Source organism: Bacillus sp. DNRA2, from assembly GCF_012843265.1.
GTDB lineage: Bacteria > Bacillota > Bacilli > Bacillales > Cytobacillaceae > Bacillus_BU.
The window spans coordinates 1-17434 of record NZ_JABAIT010000003.1; the positions used below are offsets into that span (position 1 = coordinate 1).

General features: G+C 39.7%; 16 protein-coding genes. 15 read left to right on the plus strand and 1 reads right to left on the minus strand.

The genetic code is table 11. The annotated features are described in order from the left end of the window. Nucleotides 1-106 precede the first annotated feature (106 nt). Nucleotides 107-580 carry an N-acetyltransferase gene (locus HHO41_RS03780; RefSeq protein ID WP_169095643.1) on the minus strand — a complete coding sequence of 158 codons (474 nt, stop codon included), beginning with the start codon at nucleotides 578-580 and terminating at the stop codon, nucleotides 107-109. 299 nt (nucleotides 581-879) lie between these two features. On the opposite strand from HHO41_RS03780, the gene HHO41_RS03785 reads away from it, so the two are divergent. From HHO41_RS03785 to murG, 15 genes are all read left to right on the plus strand, one after another. Further along, nucleotides 880-1779 carry a 2-dehydropantoate 2-reductase gene (locus tag HHO41_RS03785; RefSeq protein ID WP_169095645.1) on the plus strand — a complete coding sequence of 300 codons (900 nt, stop codon included), beginning with the start codon at nucleotides 880-882 and terminating at the stop codon, nucleotides 1777-1779. After that, nucleotides 1780-2160, plus strand: coding sequence for a DUF3397 domain-containing protein (locus HHO41_RS03790; protein WP_169095647.1), 381 nt, complete (start codon nucleotides 1780-1782; stop codon nucleotides 2158-2160). A gap of 107 nt (nucleotides 2161-2267) precedes the next feature. Further along, entirely contained in the window at nucleotides 2268-3902 is a 1635-nt protein-coding gene (gene bshC, locus HHO41_RS03795) for a bacillithiol biosynthesis cysteine-adding enzyme BshC (protein WP_169095649.1), read from the plus strand. 172 nt (nucleotides 3903-4074) lie between these two features. Then, nucleotides 4075-4278 carry a hypothetical protein gene (locus tag HHO41_RS03800; RefSeq protein ID WP_169095651.1) on the plus strand — a complete coding sequence of 68 codons (204 nt, stop codon included), beginning with the start codon at nucleotides 4075-4077 and terminating at the stop codon, nucleotides 4276-4278. Further along, a complete protein-coding gene (gene mraZ, locus HHO41_RS03805) occupies nucleotides 4265-4696 on the plus strand; it encodes a division/cell wall cluster transcriptional repressor MraZ (RefSeq protein ID WP_169095653.1) in 432 nt (143 codons plus the stop codon). Before HHO41_RS03800 ends, mraZ begins: the two co-directional genes overlap by 14 nt. A 40-nt stretch (nucleotides 4697-4736) precedes the next feature. Further along, entirely contained in the window at nucleotides 4737-5672 is a 936-nt protein-coding gene (rsmH, locus tag HHO41_RS03810; RefSeq protein ID WP_169095655.1) for a 16S rRNA (cytosine(1402)-N(4))-methyltransferase RsmH, read from the plus strand. Nucleotides 5673-5699: 27 nt separating this feature from the next. After that, the gene (gene ftsL / locus HHO41_RS03815; protein ID WP_169095657.1) at nucleotides 5700-6053 is read left to right on the plus strand and encodes a cell division protein FtsL; all 354 of its coding nucleotides are present in this window, start codon (nucleotides 5700-5702) and stop codon (nucleotides 6051-6053) included. Next, a complete protein-coding gene (locus tag HHO41_RS03820; RefSeq protein ID WP_169095659.1) occupies nucleotides 6053-8275 on the plus strand; it encodes a penicillin-binding protein in 2223 nt (740 codons plus the stop codon). Before ftsL ends, HHO41_RS03820 begins: the two co-directional genes overlap by 1 nt. 142 nt (nucleotides 8276-8417) lie before the next feature. Next, nucleotides 8418-10415 carry a stage V sporulation protein D gene (locus HHO41_RS03825; RefSeq protein WP_169095661.1) on the plus strand — a complete coding sequence of 666 codons (1998 nt, stop codon included), beginning with the start codon at nucleotides 8418-8420 and terminating at the stop codon, nucleotides 10413-10415. 256 nt (nucleotides 10416-10671) lie between these two features. Beyond that, complete coding sequence (locus HHO41_RS03830) at nucleotides 10672-12144, plus strand: UDP-N-acetylmuramoyl-L-alanyl-D-glutamate--2,6-diaminopimelate ligase (RefSeq protein WP_169095663.1); 1473 nt, start codon at nucleotides 10672-10674, stop codon at nucleotides 12142-12144. Beyond that, a complete protein-coding gene (locus HHO41_RS03835) occupies nucleotides 12135-12581 on the plus strand; it encodes a hypothetical protein (RefSeq protein ID WP_169095665.1) in 447 nt (148 codons plus the stop codon). The genes HHO41_RS03830 and HHO41_RS03835 overlap by 10 nt, the downstream gene beginning before the upstream one ends. 1 nt (nucleotide 12582) lies before the next feature. Then, entirely contained in the window at nucleotides 12583-13557 is a 975-nt protein-coding gene (mraY, locus tag HHO41_RS03840) for a phospho-N-acetylmuramoyl-pentapeptide-transferase (protein ID WP_169095667.1), read from the plus strand. 2 nt (nucleotides 13558-13559) lie between these two features. Continuing rightward, nucleotides 13560-14909, plus strand: coding sequence for a UDP-N-acetylmuramoyl-L-alanine--D-glutamate ligase (gene murD, locus HHO41_RS03845; RefSeq protein ID WP_169095669.1), 1350 nt, complete (start codon nucleotides 13560-13562; stop codon nucleotides 14907-14909). A 65-nt stretch (nucleotides 14910-14974) separates the two neighbouring features. Next, complete coding sequence (spoVE, locus tag HHO41_RS03850) at nucleotides 14975-16075, plus strand: stage V sporulation protein E (RefSeq protein WP_169095671.1); 1101 nt, start codon at nucleotides 14975-14977, stop codon at nucleotides 16073-16075. Between the two features lie 195 nt (nucleotides 16076-16270). Continuing rightward, a complete protein-coding gene (gene murG / locus HHO41_RS03855; protein WP_169095673.1) occupies nucleotides 16271-17368 on the plus strand; it encodes an undecaprenyldiphospho-muramoylpentapeptide beta-N-acetylglucosaminyltransferase in 1098 nt (365 codons plus the stop codon). Nucleotides 17369-17434 lie beyond the last annotated feature (66 nt).

Consider the following 17434-nt stretch of genomic DNA (forward strand, 5'->3'; position numbering starts at 1 on the left):
TACACACTGTAATATAAATTGAACCGCCGTATACGGAACCGTACGTACGGTGGTGTGAGAGGGGCGAAAATAATAATCTTATTTTCCCTCTACTCGATTCGTATTTTTATATTAATTGTTCTTCATATCCTTTAGGGAACCAAATCAGTGGATTTTCACCGAGATCTCGGCTTGTCTCATAATGAACCGGAGCGAAATCCTTCTTTTCCCAAAACTCCTTTGACTTCGCTCGAGGATTCGTTTTTATGGGTAAACCGAAACTTTTGGCATAATTGACTAATGCTGTGCCTAAGCCATGGTCTTGGTAATCAGATAGAACTTCTAACTTCCAGAGCTCAAGGTAATTTTTGGGAGGGGAAAAGTATCGATTATATTTTGCATCAACCTCATATAGGCTCATTCTGGCAACTAGCAAGTCGGCTAAATAGATTCCATAAAAAGGGGAAGCGCTATCATTTTCAATGATGTTGGCTTGTAGGTCTTCTAACATTGATAATTCTTGAAGACCATACTCTTTAAATTTACTAAAATCCTCTAATGTTTTGTAATTCACTCTTAATTTCTCTACTTTTACGTCCACTTAGTTTCCTCCTATTTTTCATTAGTCCAAAACCTGTGAAGCAATTAGTTGATTATTACCAAAAAACATTATTTTTCTAGATAATTCTATTATATACTAAAAAGTCTAAAAATTCTGCATTTTTAAACCCAAGCGAAACCACCTAAAGCTATTTCAAATTGAATATTGTGTTTTGATAAGCATTTTTATATCCTAAGCTAGGATAACAGGGTTTAAAAAAGTTTGCAGAATCGAAATGTTCAATTTTCCATTTTGTTGATAAAATAAAAGCTATCATAGAAAAAATGGGGTTAAAATTTATGAAGATTGGAATTATTGGTGGGGGTTCAATTGGGCTGCTTTTTGCCTATTATTTAAATCAAGCTGCATCGGTGACGTTATATACAAGAACGCTTGAGCAGGCCGATAAGATTAATCGAGAAGGACTTTGCTTAAAATATCAAGATCATTTGCATCATACATACGTTTCGGGGAAAACACTTGAAAGCTGGCAGGGTCAAGAGGATTTAACGATTGTGACGGTTAAGCAATATCAGCTAGAAGCTGTGTTTACAAAAATCCGTCAACAAACTAAACCAACAGGCCGATTACTATTTTTACAGAATGGAATGGGGCATATCAAGCATCTCAAAGCCATCACCAACTGCGAGGTATACGTAGGGTCTGTTGAGCATGGCGCTTATCGTAACAGTGAAAATATTGTCACGCACACTGGTGAGGGGGTAACCCGCTTAGCAGTAATTAATGGTGAACACTCATTTCTTGAAGAGTTTATCGATAAAATTCCGAAATCCTTTCCGTTTGTAGTGGAAGAGCATTATTATCAAATGCTTGTAAAAAAACTGATTGTCAACGCCATCATTAATCCAATGACGGCTGTCCTCAAGGTACCAAATGGAGAATTACTATCTAATCCTTATTATTTTAGCAGCATGAAGTGTTTGTTCAAGGAGCTAATGAGTGTTCTCGAGGTTGATGATCATGATGCGTATTTTCAGCATGTTGTGACAGTTTGTCAGAACACAGCGGGCAATCGTTCCTCGATGCTCAAGGATATTGAAAATCACCAGCCGACTGAGATTGATGCTATATTGGGCTATATTTTAGAAGAAGCTGAAAAGAAAGCCATTCATGTTCCAATCATAGAAACCTATTATCACCTTATTAAAGGATTTAGTATCGGTAAAGGGGAGGAATAAATGTCGAGTCTTATTGCGAATTTGATTGCTGCCATCATTACAATCCCTTTATTAGGTTATCTAATCGTGTTTTTTATTAGTAAATATGTTTTAAAAAATAATCGAAAAGCGTTTCACATGGCGATTGATTGGAGCACGGCATTTCTAATTATTGCTGTTCATCATCTAATTATGGTGATTTGGGAGCACTCATATTTATGGCTCCTCTCGATATTTATGATTTTCGTAGCAAGTGGGTTTGTATTAGTTCATTGGAAAGTAAAGCAGGAAATATTGATTAAACCAATTTTGAAGGGCTTTTGGCGCATGAACTTTTTACTATTTTTTATAGCCTATTTCTTTTTGCTCGTATTTGGAATCGTCCAAAGAATAAGCAGTTAAAGATGATGAAATCGTTATTAATTAGGCAAAGTTTTTTCCTTTTCTAAAATGAAAGTGCTATACTCATTAAGGAATTACAATAGTTGACTAGAAAGGAAGTACAGTAGATGGAGATGTTAAATCTCTCGCTTCCGGCCAATAACCGGTTTGCAACAGAATATTTGGCTCAGACGCCTGATATGATGCAATTTTTTCATTACCGATATCAAAATCATTCTGATTATATAGAGCGATTAAACGAGTTAGCAGGTCGTGAGTTTAACCGTGAGAAAATAGCAGACCATATAGAATATTTTATGACCAAATATCCTACTTCTTATGCGGTGGATCATTCGCTGTCAAAGCTTCGGCAATCAAATAGCGTAGTAGTCATTGGTGGTCAGCAGGCAGGCGTCTTAACTGGTCCGCTGTATGCGGTACATAAAGTGATTTCAATTATTGCTCTCGCAAAACAAAAAGAGTCAGAGCTCGGGATACCAGTTGTTCCAATTTTCTGGATTGCGGGAGAAGACCACGACTATGCCGAGGTCAATCATATTTTTACTGAAGCGGATCAAAAAATTGAGAAAATGACCTATCCTCAATTGGTTCACGGGAAGAAAATGGTCTCTGATATAAGCCTTGATAGAGAACTTTGTGACACTTGGGTTAAGAAAATTATTGAATCCTTTGGTGAAACAGAGTATACAAAGGCGTTACTGGATTTTACCGCTCAGGCAATTGAGCAATCAACAACATTGGTTGATTTTTTTGCCCACATTATTATGGAAATGTTTAAGGATTTTGGCTTGTTAATTATTGATTCAGGTGACATGGCGTTACGAAAATTAGAACAGGACTATTTTCAGTCAATTATTAACAATAGTCAGGAAATTACGGATGCGGTATTGGCTCAACAGGCAATCCTCCAAACCTGTGGCTATTCCAATGCGATTGAACTGAAAGAGACAGCTGCTAATCTTTTCTATTATGATGAAGAATCTAACTCGCGCATTTTACTTGAATACCAGCCGGAGACTAAACTTTTTATTGGCAAAAATCATTCTCTACAATTTTCCTATGCAGACTTGATTGAGTTATCAACGGAAAAACCCCATTTATTAAGCAATAACGTGGTGACGCGCCCGTTGACCCAGGAGTGGTTGTTTCCGACGCTTGCCTTCATTGCTGGCCCAGGCGAAATCGCTTATTGGAGTGAATTGAAGCAAGCTTTTGAATTATTTCAAATAAAGCTTCCACCAATAGTACCGAGACTAAATATAACTTTATTAGAACGCCCTATTGAAACTGATATTGCTGAGTTGGGACTATCACTTGAGGCAGTATTAAAGGAAGGAATTAGCGCACCCAAAGAGGAGTTTCTTCATTCAGTAAAGGATCCTGAACTCGAGCAGCTTTTCTTAAAATTAAACAAAGAGTTTTCGGAGCAGTACGAAGTTATTATCGAGAAAATCGAGGAAATCGATCGAGGCTTGAACACATTAATCAAGAAAAATGAACAGTTGATCCAAAAGCAAATTAGGTTTTTGGAGGATAAGGTTCATGAGTCGATTTATCAAAAACACATGGTGACTTTAAGAAAGCTTGATCGCATCGGCAATGCCCTCAGACCAAACGGAGCACCACAGGAACGAATCCTTAATCCGTATTATTTTCTAAATAAATACGGATTTGAATTCATCAAGCAGTTGGTGATGCTAGATTATCAATTTGATGGTACACATAAGGTTGTTAAATTATAAAGACGAGGGACTAATTCATCGAGAGTTAGTCTCTTTGTTTTTGTGCGGGTTATTTTTGTTAAAAATCGACAATTTTATGACGGTGGAATGTAGGAATGAAGGCTCATCATTGTGAAGAAACACGGTTTACAGAAAAACTTGGATTTTTTTGAACTTTTATGAAGAAAGACCTATGTCAAAATCCCTGAAAAAATCAGGCTTTTTTCAAGATGAGAAATTATTGTCGCAAGAAAACAATGAAAACACAGTGGAAAAAGCAGTTGTATTAGCAGGGATTCAGTATCGATTAGAGAATACTAAAAATATGTGGAGAAAAGTGGGGGGATGTGGTAAATTTAGAAAGGAAAGTGGGGGTAGTGGATATGTTCATGGGTGAGTATCATCATAACGTTGATAATAAAGGTCGATTAATCGTCCCTGCTAAGTTCCGTGATGACCTTGGTGAGACTTTTATTTTAACACGCGGACTGGATCAATGTTTGTTTGGATACCCACTTTCTGAATGGAAACTACTGGAGGAAAAGCTTAAAGGGCTTCCACTCACTAAAAAGGATGCTCGTGCTTTTACTCGATTTTTCTTTTCTGGTGCCACAGAATGTGAACTGGATAAAACAGGCAGGATTAATATTTCCGCCCCATTGCTTCAATATGCAAACTTAGAAAAAGAATGTGTGGTTCTTGGCGTTTCTAGTCGAATTGAAATTTGGAGCAAGGCAATTTGGGAAGAATATTTCTTAAAGTCCGAGGAATCCTTTGCAGACATTGCGGAGAATATGATCGGGTTTGATATTTAGCCTCTCCGACGAGAATGATTAGAAAGGTGGAAGAAACACCATGTTCGAACACACAACAGTGTTGCTGCATGAAGCAGTTGATGGATTAAACATACAACCAGATGGAGTTTACGTTGATTGTACATTGGGAGGAGCAGGTCACAGTGAGCTTATTCTTTCAAAGCTTTCAAGTGAGGGTAGATTATATGCCTTTGACCAAGACGAAACTGCAATCGCCCATGCCAAGGAAAAATTGGCACAGTACCAATCTAACCTAACCATTATTAAAAGTAATTTTTCCAACCTCAAAGAAGAGTTATTGGCCTATGGAGTACATCATGTTGATGGAGTTTTATATGATTTAGGAGTATCGTCCCCACAATTAGACACTCCTGAACGTGGCTTTAGCTATCACCATGATGCCCCTTTAGACATGCGAATGGACAAACAATCCAACGTTTCAGCCTATGATGTTGTCAATTCATGGCGTTATGAAGATTTAGTCCGCATTTTCTTCCAGTATGGTGAGGAAAAATTTTCAAAACAAATTGCTCGAAAAATAGAAGCAGCACGTGAAGTGAAGCCAATTGAGACAACTTTTGAATTGGTCGAGCTCATTAAAGAAGCAATTCCTGCACCGGCAAGGAGAAAAGGTGGACACCCCGCAAAAAGAATTTTCCAAGCAATTCGAATTGCTGTAAATGATGAATTGGGTGTATTTGAGAAATCTTTACAGGATGCGATTTCACTGTTAAACCCTGGTGGTCGTATAAGCGTCATTACCTTCCATTCTTTAGAGGATCGGATTTGTAAGGTTACTTTTAAAAAGGCTAGTGAACTGCCGCAATTACCGCCTGGTTTGCCGATGATTCCTAAAGAATATGAACCGGAGTTAAAGCTTATTACTAGAAAGCCGGTAGTGCCATCGGATGCTGAACTTGAAGCAAATAACCGGGCTAGGTCTGCCAAATTACGTGTTGCTGAGAAAAATAAATAAGAAAACAATATTTCGGGAGGGAAGTAAATGAGTAACTTAGCCAAAAAGCTGCAGCAGGACATACAAAAGCGGGAAATACAACAAACGAAAACAGCGGTTGAGAGAAAAGTACTGTTTTCCCCTGGAGAAAAAATATTAGCTTTGCTGTTTGGAGCCTGTATTTGCATTGGTTCTGTTCAGATTGTATCGAACGCAGCAGAAATCTATAAAGTAAACAAGGGAATTCAAGATGTTGAGGCACAAATTCAAGAACAGCAAAAAGTTAATGGTGATTTAACTGTTCAGGTTGCAGAATTAAGCACATATGAGCGGATTTGGTCTATTGCTACAAAGGAGCTCGGCCTACAATTAAACGACAATGTTAAGGTTGTGCAAGAATAATGATTAAGAAACAACCCAATATGAATCGGGGAGCAGCGATATTATTTGTAATATTCAGCCTGCTCTTTTTTGTCTTAATTACCCATTACATCACTATTCAAGTTTCTGGTGAAGCAAAGGGTGAATCATTAGCCGCAAAAGCACAGCAAAAATATACGAAGGAAAGAGTTATCGAGGCTTCAAGAGGAACGATTTTTGACCGTAATGAAGAAGCGATTGCCAAAGATACAACCTCTTATACAGTGATTGCAATATTAGATAAGAAGATGACGACCGACCCCGATAAACCAAAGCATGTTGTTGACAAGGAAATGACTGCTGAAAAGCTGGCGAAAATTCTTCCAATTAGTAAGTCGGAGATTTTGGAAGCACTAAGCCAAAAGGGAAGGTTCCAGGTCGAATTTGGTATGGCAGGGCGCGATATTTCCCATCAAATGAAAACGGAAATTGAAGCAATGAAGCTTCCAGGGATTACTTTTATTCGTGATAAGAAAAGGTTTTATCCAAATGGGGTATTTGCTTCCCACTTAGTTGGGTTTGTTGAGAAAAAGGAAAATAAAGATGGAACAAATAAAACAGTAGGGGCCCTAGGAATCGAAAGTTCGTTAAATGATGTATTAACTGGGAAGAATGGATCAGTAAAATATGATAGTGATCTTTGGGGCTACCTTCTACCTGATGGGGAGGAAAAAGTCGTCCCGGCGCAAAATGGGGATGATATCTATTTAACGATTGATAAAAAAATTCAAACGTTTTTAGAGGATGCACTGAATAAGGTTGCCGAAGAATACAAGCCGAAAAAAATCATTGCTGTGGTGGCTGACCCAAAAACGGGTGAAATATTGGCGATGGGTCAACGGCCTACCTTCCATCCAAAAACAAGAGAAGGTATTGAGAAAAGCTGGCATAATGAGGCAATTGAAAATTCGTTTGAACCGGGTTCTACCATGAAAATTTTCACCTTGGCAGCAGCCGTTGAAGAAGGCGTATTTAACCCGAATGAATACTATCAATCTGGTTCCTACCGAGTCACACCAAATTCAAAAGCGATTCGTGACCATAACGGAAGCGGATGGGGAACGATTTCATTTCTTGAAGGGGTTCAGCGTTCTTCCAATGTTGCATTCGCGAGAATTGCCAACGAGAAGCTTGGTTTTGATAGGTATCGAGAATATTTAACGAAATTCGGATTTGAACAACCGACCGGGATTGATTTGCCAAATGAAACATCAGGGAAAATTGTTTACCAATATCCAATTGATAAAATTACGACTGCATTTGGACAAGGTACGGCAATCACACCAATCCAGCAAGTCCAAGCTGCAACGGCAGTGGCAAACGGTGGAAAAATGATGCAGCCTTATGTGGTTAGTAAAATCGTCGATCCCAATACTGGTAAGGTTATTAAAAGTGGCCAACCAAAAGTGGCGGGCACGCCAATTTCTGCGGAAACGGCCAAAGAGGTTCGAGACATTTTAGAAACGGTTATTACTTCCCCGAAGGGAACAGGAAACCGTTATAAAATTGATGGATATGATGTTGTTGGTAAGACAGGAACGGCGCAAATTCCGGGAGCAAAGGGTTATTTAACTGGAGCGTCCAACTATATTTTTTCATTCCTTGGTATGGCACCAAAGGATGATCCGAAACTAATCGTATATGTAGCGGTGCAACAGCCTGAATTAGAGAGCTATTTTGATGGTTCGATTCCTGTTTCAATGATTTTTAATTCAGTGATGAAAAATAGCTTGCAATATTTAAATATAAAGCCTGCAACAATGGAAAAGGCTGAAACGAACAACATGCCAGATTTAACGGCTTCATCGCTTGACAAGGCGCTTGCTGAAATAAGTAAAAAGGGTCTAGAAGCTGTCGTAATCGGCGATGGTGATCTGATTCTTGAGCAATATCCGGCTAAAAATACAGCAATTCTCGAAGGGGAAAAAGTGATCTTAAAAACGGACGGTTCTCTAGTCATCCCTGATTTATCCGGCTGGTCTCGCCGCGAAGCGATGACTTTGGCTAAAATGGCTGATTTAAAACTCACCGTTACTGGTAATGGGTATGTCGTCGGGCAAAATATTGCCCAGGGAACTCAGGTCGAAAAAGACAGCTATTTAATCATCGAGTGCAAAACGCCAGCTGAGATACAGAAGGAAACGGAAGAGAAACAGAACGAAGAAAATAATCCGAAACAAGGCGAGGAAGAGGTTCATGATTGAACCTCTTCGTTCTATTTAAAAGGGTACAAGCATATAAATGAACGGAGCTTAGTTGAAATGGACAAATTCTCCAATCAGAAAGCGGTAGATTCTTTGGTTAGAGATGAAGTCTGATAGTAGGAGAAAGGAGTTTCGTTCATACATGCGTGTATCTCAAGTTACCGTTCGGAAAAGATTAGCCATCGCTCTTATTGTTGGTCTCGCCATCTTCCTAGTGATCGATTTGAGGCTGGGATATGTGCAGTTTTTCTTAGGTGAATTACTTACGGATCGGGCGAAAGATTCGTGGAGTCGAAATATCCCATTTGAACCAAAGCGAGGCGAAATTATAGATCGCAGTGGTGTCAAGCTTGCAACTAATGTGAGTTCTCCGACTGTGTATGTCGTTCCGAGACAGATTGTTGATCCGGTGAAAACCTCAGAGAAATTAGCAGCTGCATTAAATATGTCAAAAGAAAAGGCCTATCAGCATATTACAAAAAAAACATCGATAGAACGAATACCTGAAGGACGGAAAATTTCTCATGAAAAAGCAAAGGAAATTCGTTCACTAGGTCTTAAAGGAGTATACATTGGTGAGGATTCCAAACGACATTATCCGTTCGGAACGTATTTGTCCCATGTTTTAGGCTTTGCTGGAGCTTACAATCAAGGCCTAATGGGGCTAGAACTATATTATGATAAGGAATTAATGGGAGAACAGGGATCTGTGCAATTTTATGCTGATGCCAAGGGAAAACGGATGAATGACATGGCTGATGATTATCAGCCGCCTAAGGATGGGCTTGATTTAAAATTAACAATTGATACGAAAATTCAAACGGTGCTAGAGCGGGAGATGGATATTGCGGAAACGAGCTATCAGCCTGAAGGGATTATTGCGATTGCGATGAATCCAAATACGGGTGAAATTCTCGGGATGTCCAGTCGTCCTAGCTTTGACCCAGCCAATTTTAAAAATGTTCCCCAGGAAATTTATAATCGAAATTTACCTGTCTGGAGTACGTATGAGCCGGGGTCAACTTTTAAAATCATCACTTTAGCAGCGGCAATAGAGGAGGGGAAGGTTGACCTTGAAAAAGAACATTTCCATGACCCTGGGTTTGTCGAGGTAGGAGGATCAAGACTGAGATGTTGGAAGCGTGGTGGGCATGGTGATCAAACCTTTCTTGAAGTTGTCCAAAACTCATGTAACCCGGGCTTTGTTGAGCTTGGTCAGCGTTTAGGAAAGGACACTTTGTTTAAATACATTAAGAATTTTGGCTTTGGTCAAAAATCAGGAATTGATTTGCAGGGTGAAGGAACAGGGATTTTGTTTAATTTAAAAAATGTCGGCCCAGTTGAATTGGCGACAACAGCATTTGGTCAAGGGGTTTCAGTAACACCAATTCAACAGGTAGCAGCAATTTCAGCGGCTATCAATGGTGGCACTTTATATACACCATATATCGCTAAGGAACTCGTCGATCCTGAGACCGGAGAAGTGGTAATGAAGAAAACACCTGTCGCCAAACGAAACGTTATTTCCAAGGAAACATCGGAAAAGGTCCGCTATGCATTGGAAAATGTCGTGGCCCAAGGTTCGGGGGGCAAAGCGTTTGTTGATGGCTATCGGGTTGGTGGAAAAACAGGTACAGCGCAAAAGGCGCAAAATGGTCATTATTTAGAGAATAACCATATTGTGTCTTTCATCGGATTTGCACCAGCAGACGACCCGCAGATTGTCGTTTATGTTGCTGTTGATAATCCAAAAGGGACCGTGCAATTTGGTAGCCAGGTTTCAGCCCCAATTGTCGGTAATATTATGAAGGATGTCCTTCCTGTGATGGGAGTAGAACCACGCAAACAACAAATCGATAAGAAAATCGCCTTTGGGGATGTGCCGATGATTGAGGTACCGGACGTAGTCGGCTTTAAAAAGCATGAACTTCGTGAGTTATTTATTAATTTAAAAATTGATTCAAGTGGTGACGGTGATACGGTCGTAAAGCAATCACCTCAGCCGGGTGTAAAAATAAAAGAAGGATCGACGATTAGACTTTATTTTGGTGATGAAAAGGCCGCTGCTAAAAAGAAGGTAAAGTCAGAGGATAATAAGGATAAAGACAAAAAGGAAAAGACAGCGGATAAGTCAAACTAGCTATGTCAAACAAGCTAATAAGCAAGGATAGAATGATCATGAAGGGTTTAAAGAGGCGGCAAATGGTTCATTCGCCGCTTCTTTTTTTTGGAAACCCACTTTTATGCCAAAAAATATCCTATAGGTCGTGGCTATATTACCTCGAATCGTGTACAATAAAACCGCTATATTGTTAATTAGGACTCTTTTTTACAAGAGCATTCACAGTCAAAAAAAACGTTAGCTAAAGCTTTTGGATGAGAGGATATGATACTTTATGAAATTACATACATTGCTTCAGAGTTTACATCCACTGGCTCCATTTGAGTTTGAGGATGTTGAGGTGACTTCGATTGAAAATGATAATCGCAAAGTCACTAAAGGAAGCCTGTTTGTATGTGTCAAAGGCTATACCGTTGATGGACACCAGTTTGCAGCATCAGCTGTTCAAAATGGTGCAGTAGCTATTTTAGCAGAAAAGCCCTTAGACTTACCTGTTCCAGTGATCGTTGTGACAAACACGGTTCGGGCTATGGCTGTGCTTGGGGATGCTTTTTATTCACACCCGACACAAAAGCTACACTTAATTGGAATCACTGGTACCAATGGGAAAACAACGACGAGCCATTTGATTGAAAAAATCTTTGCTGATTTTGGTAAAAAAACGGGATTAATCGGGACGATGTATACCAAGATTGGAAACCAAATGTATGAAACAAAAAATACAACTCCAGAAAGTCTCACCCTGCAAAAACTGTTTAAACAGATGGTAGATGAAAAGGTTGAGGTTGCCGTGATGGAGGTGTCTTCGCATGCCCTCGATTTGGGGCGTGTCCATGGCTGTGCTTTCGATACGGCGGTATTCACTAATTTAACGCAAGATCATCTCGACTATCATCAGACAATGGCTGAGTATAAACGGGCAAAAGGCTTGTTATTTTCCCAACTTGGGAATGCGTTTTCTGACCATGAACCGAAGTTTGCCATTTTAAATGTTGATGACGAAGCAACAAAAATGTATGAAAAATCAACCGCAGCCCATGTGATAAGCTACGGAATTGATCTTCCTGCGGACATTAGTGCTCGCAATATTTCGATGAACGCAGGCGGAACCACCTTTGAATTAGTTACGCCACTAGGTGCTTCTGTGGTGACAACAAAGCTGGTTGGGAAATTTAATGTTTACAATGTATTGGCTAGTATTGCAGTTGCACTTGTTTACCGGATTCCGTTAAAACAGATAATTGAATCGATTGAAGCTGTCCAAGGTGTGCCAGGACGAATGGAGCTTGTCGATGAAGGCCAATCTTACGCAGTTATTGTTGATTATGCCCATACACCAGACAGTTTGGAGAATGTCTTGAAAACGATTGGGCAATTTGCAAATGAACGGATCTATGTGATTGTCGGCTGCGGTGGTGACCGTGATCGGACGAAGCGTCCACTTATGGCACAAATTGCCGTGAAATATGGGACCAATCCAATTTTTACTTCAGATAATCCTCGCAGTGAGGATCCGCTGGCGATTCTTAAAGATATGGAAGCAGGTGTCTCTGGTGAAACGTATCAGGTGATAGTGGATCGGAAAGAAGCGATTCATTTTGCAGTGAAAGCAGCTAAACCTGGCGATATCATTTTAATAGCAGGGAAAGGTCATGAAACGTATCAGCAAATAGGCAATCAAATTCTCGCCTTTGATGATCGACTTGTTGCGAAGGAGGCCATAAAGGGGGAAAGCGGATGTATTTAGAGTTTGAGATACTTAAAGCTGTTTTTCCAAAAGTGGTTGGACTGGATGATCATCAAATGGCATTTCACTCAATTGCCGTCACTGGTGATGCGTTGCAGCCCAAAGGTCTGTTTCTACCGATTTTGGAAAATGAAGGTGATTTGCTTCATGCAATCAATCATGGCGCAATTGCAGCGGTATGGGATGAGTTTATCCCTATTCCCGCTTATACGCCGAACTATTTTCCGCTCTTTTTAACAAAGCAACTATTTGCCGATATAGAAAAATTATTAAGTTTATACAAAGAAAAAGTATTGCAGGAAGAGGATGTAAAGGAAATGTCCATTTTAGTAGACGTAGAACTTCTTAAAGAAAAAATTTCAACATATGATAATTCTAAAAAGTTAACGCAAATTATTCAGATCATGGAAGAATTAGCGGTAGCAAGGAGGGGATAACATGCTGGAGCAGGTGATATTTTTTACAATTATTATGGGTTTTTTAATCACAGTACTACTTTCTCCAGTGTTTATTCCATTCTTGAGAAGATTGAAATTCGGACAAAGCATACGTGAAGAAGGTCCAAAATCGCATCAAAAGAAAACAGGAACACCAACCATGGGAGGAGTTATGATTCTCCTGTCGATTATTGTGACGACCCTTGTGATGACCGGGAAATTTGCCGAGCCAACTGTTAAAACGTATTTATTATTGTTCGTCACATTTGGTTTTGGTTTATTAGGCTTTTTGGATGATTTTATTAAGGTTGTGATGAAACGGAATTTAGGTCTGACATCAAGACAAAAAATGCTTGGTCAAATTATTATTTCAGTGATTTTTTATATCGTTTATACACAAAATCATTTCTCGACTGAGGTTAACATTCCTGTTCTGGATGTTTCGTTTGATTTAGGTTGGTTTTATTTATTCTTCGTCATTTTTTGGTTAGTTGGTTTTTCCAATGCCGTCAACTTAACAGATGGATTGGATGGACTTGTTTCCGGTACAGCTGCAATTGCGTTTGGGGCATTTGCGGTGTTAGCGTGGAATCAATCACAATTTGAGATTGCTATCTTTTCAGTGGCGGTCGTAGGAGCCGTATTAGGATTTTTAGTGTTCAATGCCCATCCGGCTAAGGTGTTTATGGGTGATACAGGTTCACTGGCTCTTGGCGGAGCTATTTGTACCATTGCGATTTTAACCAAACTGGAAATCTTGCTGATTATTATCGGTGGTGTATTTGTGATTGAAACATTATCGGTCATTCTCCAAGTAGCCTCATTTAAAACGACCGGGAAAAGAATATTTCGGATGAGTCCATTGCACCATCATTATGAATTAGTCGGTTGGTCAGAATGGCGGGTTGTCGTGACATTCTGGACAGTTGGCTTATTGTTTGCTGTGTTAGGAATCTATTTAGAGGTGTGGTTATAAACATGAAAAAAATTGAGAACTATCGTCATAAAAAAATCTTAGTATTAGGTTTGGCGAAAAGTGGTGTTAGTGCGGCATCACTTTTACATAAACTTGGTGCTTTCGTGACAGTAAATGATATGAAGCCATTATCTGAAAACCCTGAGGCACAAGGGTTGCTAGAACAGGGAATTAAGGTAATCTGCGGAGATCATCCGATTGAATTATTGGATGAAGGCTTTGAGCTAATAGTAAAAAACCCTGGAATTCCTTATCATAATCCGATGATTGCCTGTGCGATTGAACGTGAAATCCCGGTCATAACTGAGGTGGAGCTTGCTTATCAAATTTCTGAAGCACCATTTATCGGAATTACGGGTACGAACGGAAAAACGACGACGACTACACTTATATTTGAAATGTTAAAAGAAGGTCAAAAGCAACCATTAATTGCCGGAAACATCGGAACGGTAGCTTCAGGAGTTGCAGAGGCTGCACAACAAGAAAATACGATTGTCATCGAATTATCTTCGTTTCAATTAATGGGGATTTCGACGTTTAGACCGAAAATTGCCATCGTCACAAATCTTTATGACGCTCACTTAGATTATCATGGAACAAGACAAGAATATTGGGGCGCAAAAGGAAATATTACGAAACATCAAACAAGCGCTGACTATTTAATTGTAAATGGTGATCAGTTGCAGTGCCAAGAGTTGGCAAAGCAATCTCATGCAAAAGTTTATTATTTTTCCACATCAAAAAAACTTGATGAGGGAGCTTATCTAGAAAACGGCTGGGTTATGTGGGGGCAGGAGCAGGTGGTTCTTCAAAAGGATATCGTTCTTCCTGGTGTACATAATTTAGAAAATATCTTATCAGCGGTTGCTGCAGCAAAACTAAGCGGTGTATCCAATCAAGCAATTTATCAAGTCCTAAGTACGTTTAAAGGGGTTAAGCATCGATTGCAATATATTGCTGAAACTGCGGGACGCCGTTTTTATAACGACTCAAAAGCTACGAATATTTTAGCAACATCTAAAGCTCTTTCGGCATTTGAGGCACCAATTGTTCTTCTCGCAGGAGGATTGGACCGTGGCAATAGCTTTGATGAATTGGTACCATTTTTGTCCAATGTAAAAGCGGTGGTGACCTTTGGACAAACAGCAGGAAAGATTGAGGATGCCGCTAGACAGGCTGGAATAAAAGGAATCAAACGCGTCGATAATGTGGAAAAGGCCGTTCCTGTTGCTTTCGAGCTTTCTGAGCCGGGGGATGTCATTCTCCTATCTCCGGCGTGTGCAAGCTGGGATCAACATAAAACTTTTGAGGTTAGGGGAGACATTTTTATTGAAGCTGTGCATAAGCTTTAATAAGGGTTTGTCCTCCTAAAGCATTCAGGAATCAGGCTCTAAACTCACAGTTGAGGTGTGTTACATTGCCGCAAAAAAAAACTACTCCTGATTTGTTGCTGATGATCATTACGTTTACATTGTTAGCTGTTGGACTGATTATGGTCTACAGTGCCAGTGCCGTCTGGGCCGATTATAAATTTAATGATTCATTTTTCTTTGCGAAAAGGCAGCTTTTGTTTGCTGTTGTTGGGATCTTTGCGATGTTTTTTATTATGAACATTGATTATTGGACATGGCGAACATGGGCGAAGGTACTCATCATCACCTGTTTTGTGTTGCTGGTTCTCGTGCTCATACCCGGAATTGGTAATGTTCGAAATGGCTCACGAAGTTGGATTGGTGTCGGGGCCTTTTCAGTTCAGCCTTCTGAGTTCATGAAGCTGGCGATGATTGCCTTTTTGGCAAAATTTTTATCTGAACGTCAAAAGCTTATTACATCATTTCGACTTGGACTCGTACCATCTTTAGCACTCGTATTTACGGCATTTGCAATGATCATGTTACAGCCTGATTTGGGTACGGGTACGGTGATGGTCGGAACGTGTGTAGTCATGATTTTTATTGCTGGAGCGCGAATTAGTCACTTTGCTGGTTTGGGATTATTGGGTGTTGCCGGATTTGTTGGATTAATTATCTCAGCTCCTTATCGGATGAAACGGATTACCTCGTTCCTTGATCCATGGTCTGATCCTTTGGGCAGTGGATTTCAAATCATCCAATCACTTTATGCAATTGGGCCGGGAGGTTTGTTCGGACTCGGTTTGGGGCAAAGTCGTCAGAAGTTTTTCTATCTACCGGAGCCGCAAACGGATTTTATCTTTGCGATATTGGCAGAAGAACTTGGTTTCATTGGCGGGTCATTTGTCTTGCTACTTTTTGCCCTCCTGTTATGGCGAGGTATCCGAATTGCCTTAGGTGCACCTGACCTATATGGCAGCTTTTTAGCTGTCGGAATTATTGCAATGATTGCGATTCAGGTCATGATTAATATAGGCGTTGTAACAGGTTTAATGCCTGTTACCGGGATCACACTACCGTTTTTAAGCTATGGAGGCTCGTCGCTAACCCTCATGCTCATGGCGATAGGAGTGCTCCTAAATATAAGCCGCTACGCAAGGTTATAATGGGACCCTGTTCAAACAGGGTTTCTTTCATTTGTATTACAATTTGATTATCTTTTTATTGAAATATTAACAATTAAGATTTTTATAGTAAAATTGGAAAGTGACTGCTAAACAATCATATTTGATTATATGTAATCATCATTAGTTCTAACATAGTAAGTAGCGCTTAAGGATTTTCTAATTAGAGGTGAAAAAATGAAAATTGTTGTCAGTGGTGGAGGAACGGGAGGACATATTTATCCTGCGTTAGCATTAATCCGTGAAATAAACAAAAAAGTAAATAATGCACAATTTTTATATATTGGAACAAAAGAAGGATTAGAAAGCAAATTGGTACCGATGGAGCAGATACCATTTGAAGCAATCCATATTACTGGTTTTAAGCGAAAGTTTTCATTCGATAATATCAAAACTATATTTCGATTTTTAAAAGGCGTTCGAGATAGCAAGAAACTCTTGAGAAAGTTTAAACCAGATGTCGTGATCGGTACTGGGGGTTATGTGTGCGGACCGGTCGTTTACGCTGCAGCGAAATTGGGGATACCAACGATTATTCATGAGCAGAATAGCGTTCCCGGTTTAACCAATAAATTTCTAAGCCGTTATGTTGACCGTGTAGCTATTTGCTTTGATGAAGCAAGACAGTACTTTCCTGAATCAAAAGTCGTCATGACTGGAAATCCACGTGCCTCAGAGGTATTGGGACAGGATGGCGATAAGGGAAGAGCATCAGTTGGCTTGGCAACAAACAAGCCTGCTGTACTGATATTTGGTGGTAGCCGTGGGGCAAGACCAATTAATGAAGCTGTTCTAAAATCATTATCACAATTAGCAGAAAAGCCATATCAAGTTTTATATGTAACGGGTGATGTTCATTATGAAAAGGTGCTTTCCGAGGCTGAAATTTCCGGAAATCCTGATAATGTTATTATAAAGCCATTTATTCATAATATGCCGCAAGTTCTAGCTGGAATCGATTTAACAGTATCGCGGGCTGGGGCCACAACATTAGCTGAGTTAACCTCACTGGGTGTTCCAAGTATTTTGATCCCTAGTCCATATGTAACAAATAATCATCAAGAGAAAAATGCTCGTGCCCTTAGTGACCATGATGCGGCTGTTTTGCTATTAGAATCCGAACTGAATTCCGCGAAGTTGATTAAAAAAATCGATGAAATTCTTCTAAACGAAAACAAACTAGAGGAAATGAAGCAGGCAGCCAAACAATTAGGAATTCCTGATGCCGCTGAAAGATTATATGCAGTGATGAAGGAAATTACGAAAAGGTCTTGAAAATAGTGCCCAGATAGTTGCTTAAGCATAAACTACATTACACCGAACCTAACGAATGAAAGGCGG

What these genes read in the sequence shown, in the direction of transcription:
- HHO41_RS03785 (WP_169095645.1), top strand. Translation starts at nt 880, where the DNA reads ATGAAGATTGGAATTATTGGTGGGGGTTCAATTGGGCTGCTTTTTGCC.
- HHO41_RS03790 (WP_169095647.1), top strand. Translation starts at nt 1,780, where the DNA reads ATGTCGAGTCTTATTGCGAATTTGATTGCTGCCATCATTACAATCCCT.
- bshC (WP_169095649.1), top strand. Translation starts at nt 2,268, where the DNA reads ATGGAGATGTTAAATCTCTCGCTTCCGGCCAATAACCGGTTTGCAACA.
- HHO41_RS03800 (WP_169095651.1), top strand. Translation starts at nt 4,075, where the DNA reads ATGTCAAAATCCCTGAAAAAATCAGGCTTTTTTCAAGATGAGAAATTA.
- mraZ (WP_169095653.1), top strand. Translation starts at nt 4,265, where the DNA reads ATGTTCATGGGTGAGTATCATCATAACGTTGATAATAAAGGTCGATTA.
- rsmH (WP_169095655.1), top strand. Translation starts at nt 4,737, where the DNA reads ATGTTCGAACACACAACAGTGTTGCTGCATGAAGCAGTTGATGGATTA.
- ftsL (WP_169095657.1), top strand. Translation starts at nt 5,700, where the DNA reads ATGAGTAACTTAGCCAAAAAGCTGCAGCAGGACATACAAAAGCGGGAA.
- HHO41_RS03820 (WP_169095659.1), top strand. Translation starts at nt 6,053, where the DNA reads ATGATTAAGAAACAACCCAATATGAATCGGGGAGCAGCGATATTATTT.
- HHO41_RS03825 (WP_169095661.1), top strand. Translation starts at nt 8,418, where the DNA reads ATGCGTGTATCTCAAGTTACCGTTCGGAAAAGATTAGCCATCGCTCTT.
- HHO41_RS03830 (WP_169095663.1), top strand. Translation starts at nt 10,672, where the DNA reads ATGAAATTACATACATTGCTTCAGAGTTTACATCCACTGGCTCCATTT.
- HHO41_RS03835 (WP_169095665.1), top strand. Translation starts at nt 12,135, where the DNA reads ATGTATTTAGAGTTTGAGATACTTAAAGCTGTTTTTCCAAAAGTGGTT.
- mraY (WP_169095667.1), top strand. Translation starts at nt 12,583, where the DNA reads ATGCTGGAGCAGGTGATATTTTTTACAATTATTATGGGTTTTTTAATC.
- murD (WP_169095669.1), top strand. Translation starts at nt 13,560, where the DNA reads ATGAAAAAAATTGAGAACTATCGTCATAAAAAAATCTTAGTATTAGGT.
- murG (WP_169095673.1), top strand. Translation starts at nt 16,271, where the DNA reads ATGAAAATTGTTGTCAGTGGTGGAGGAACGGGAGGACATATTTATCCT.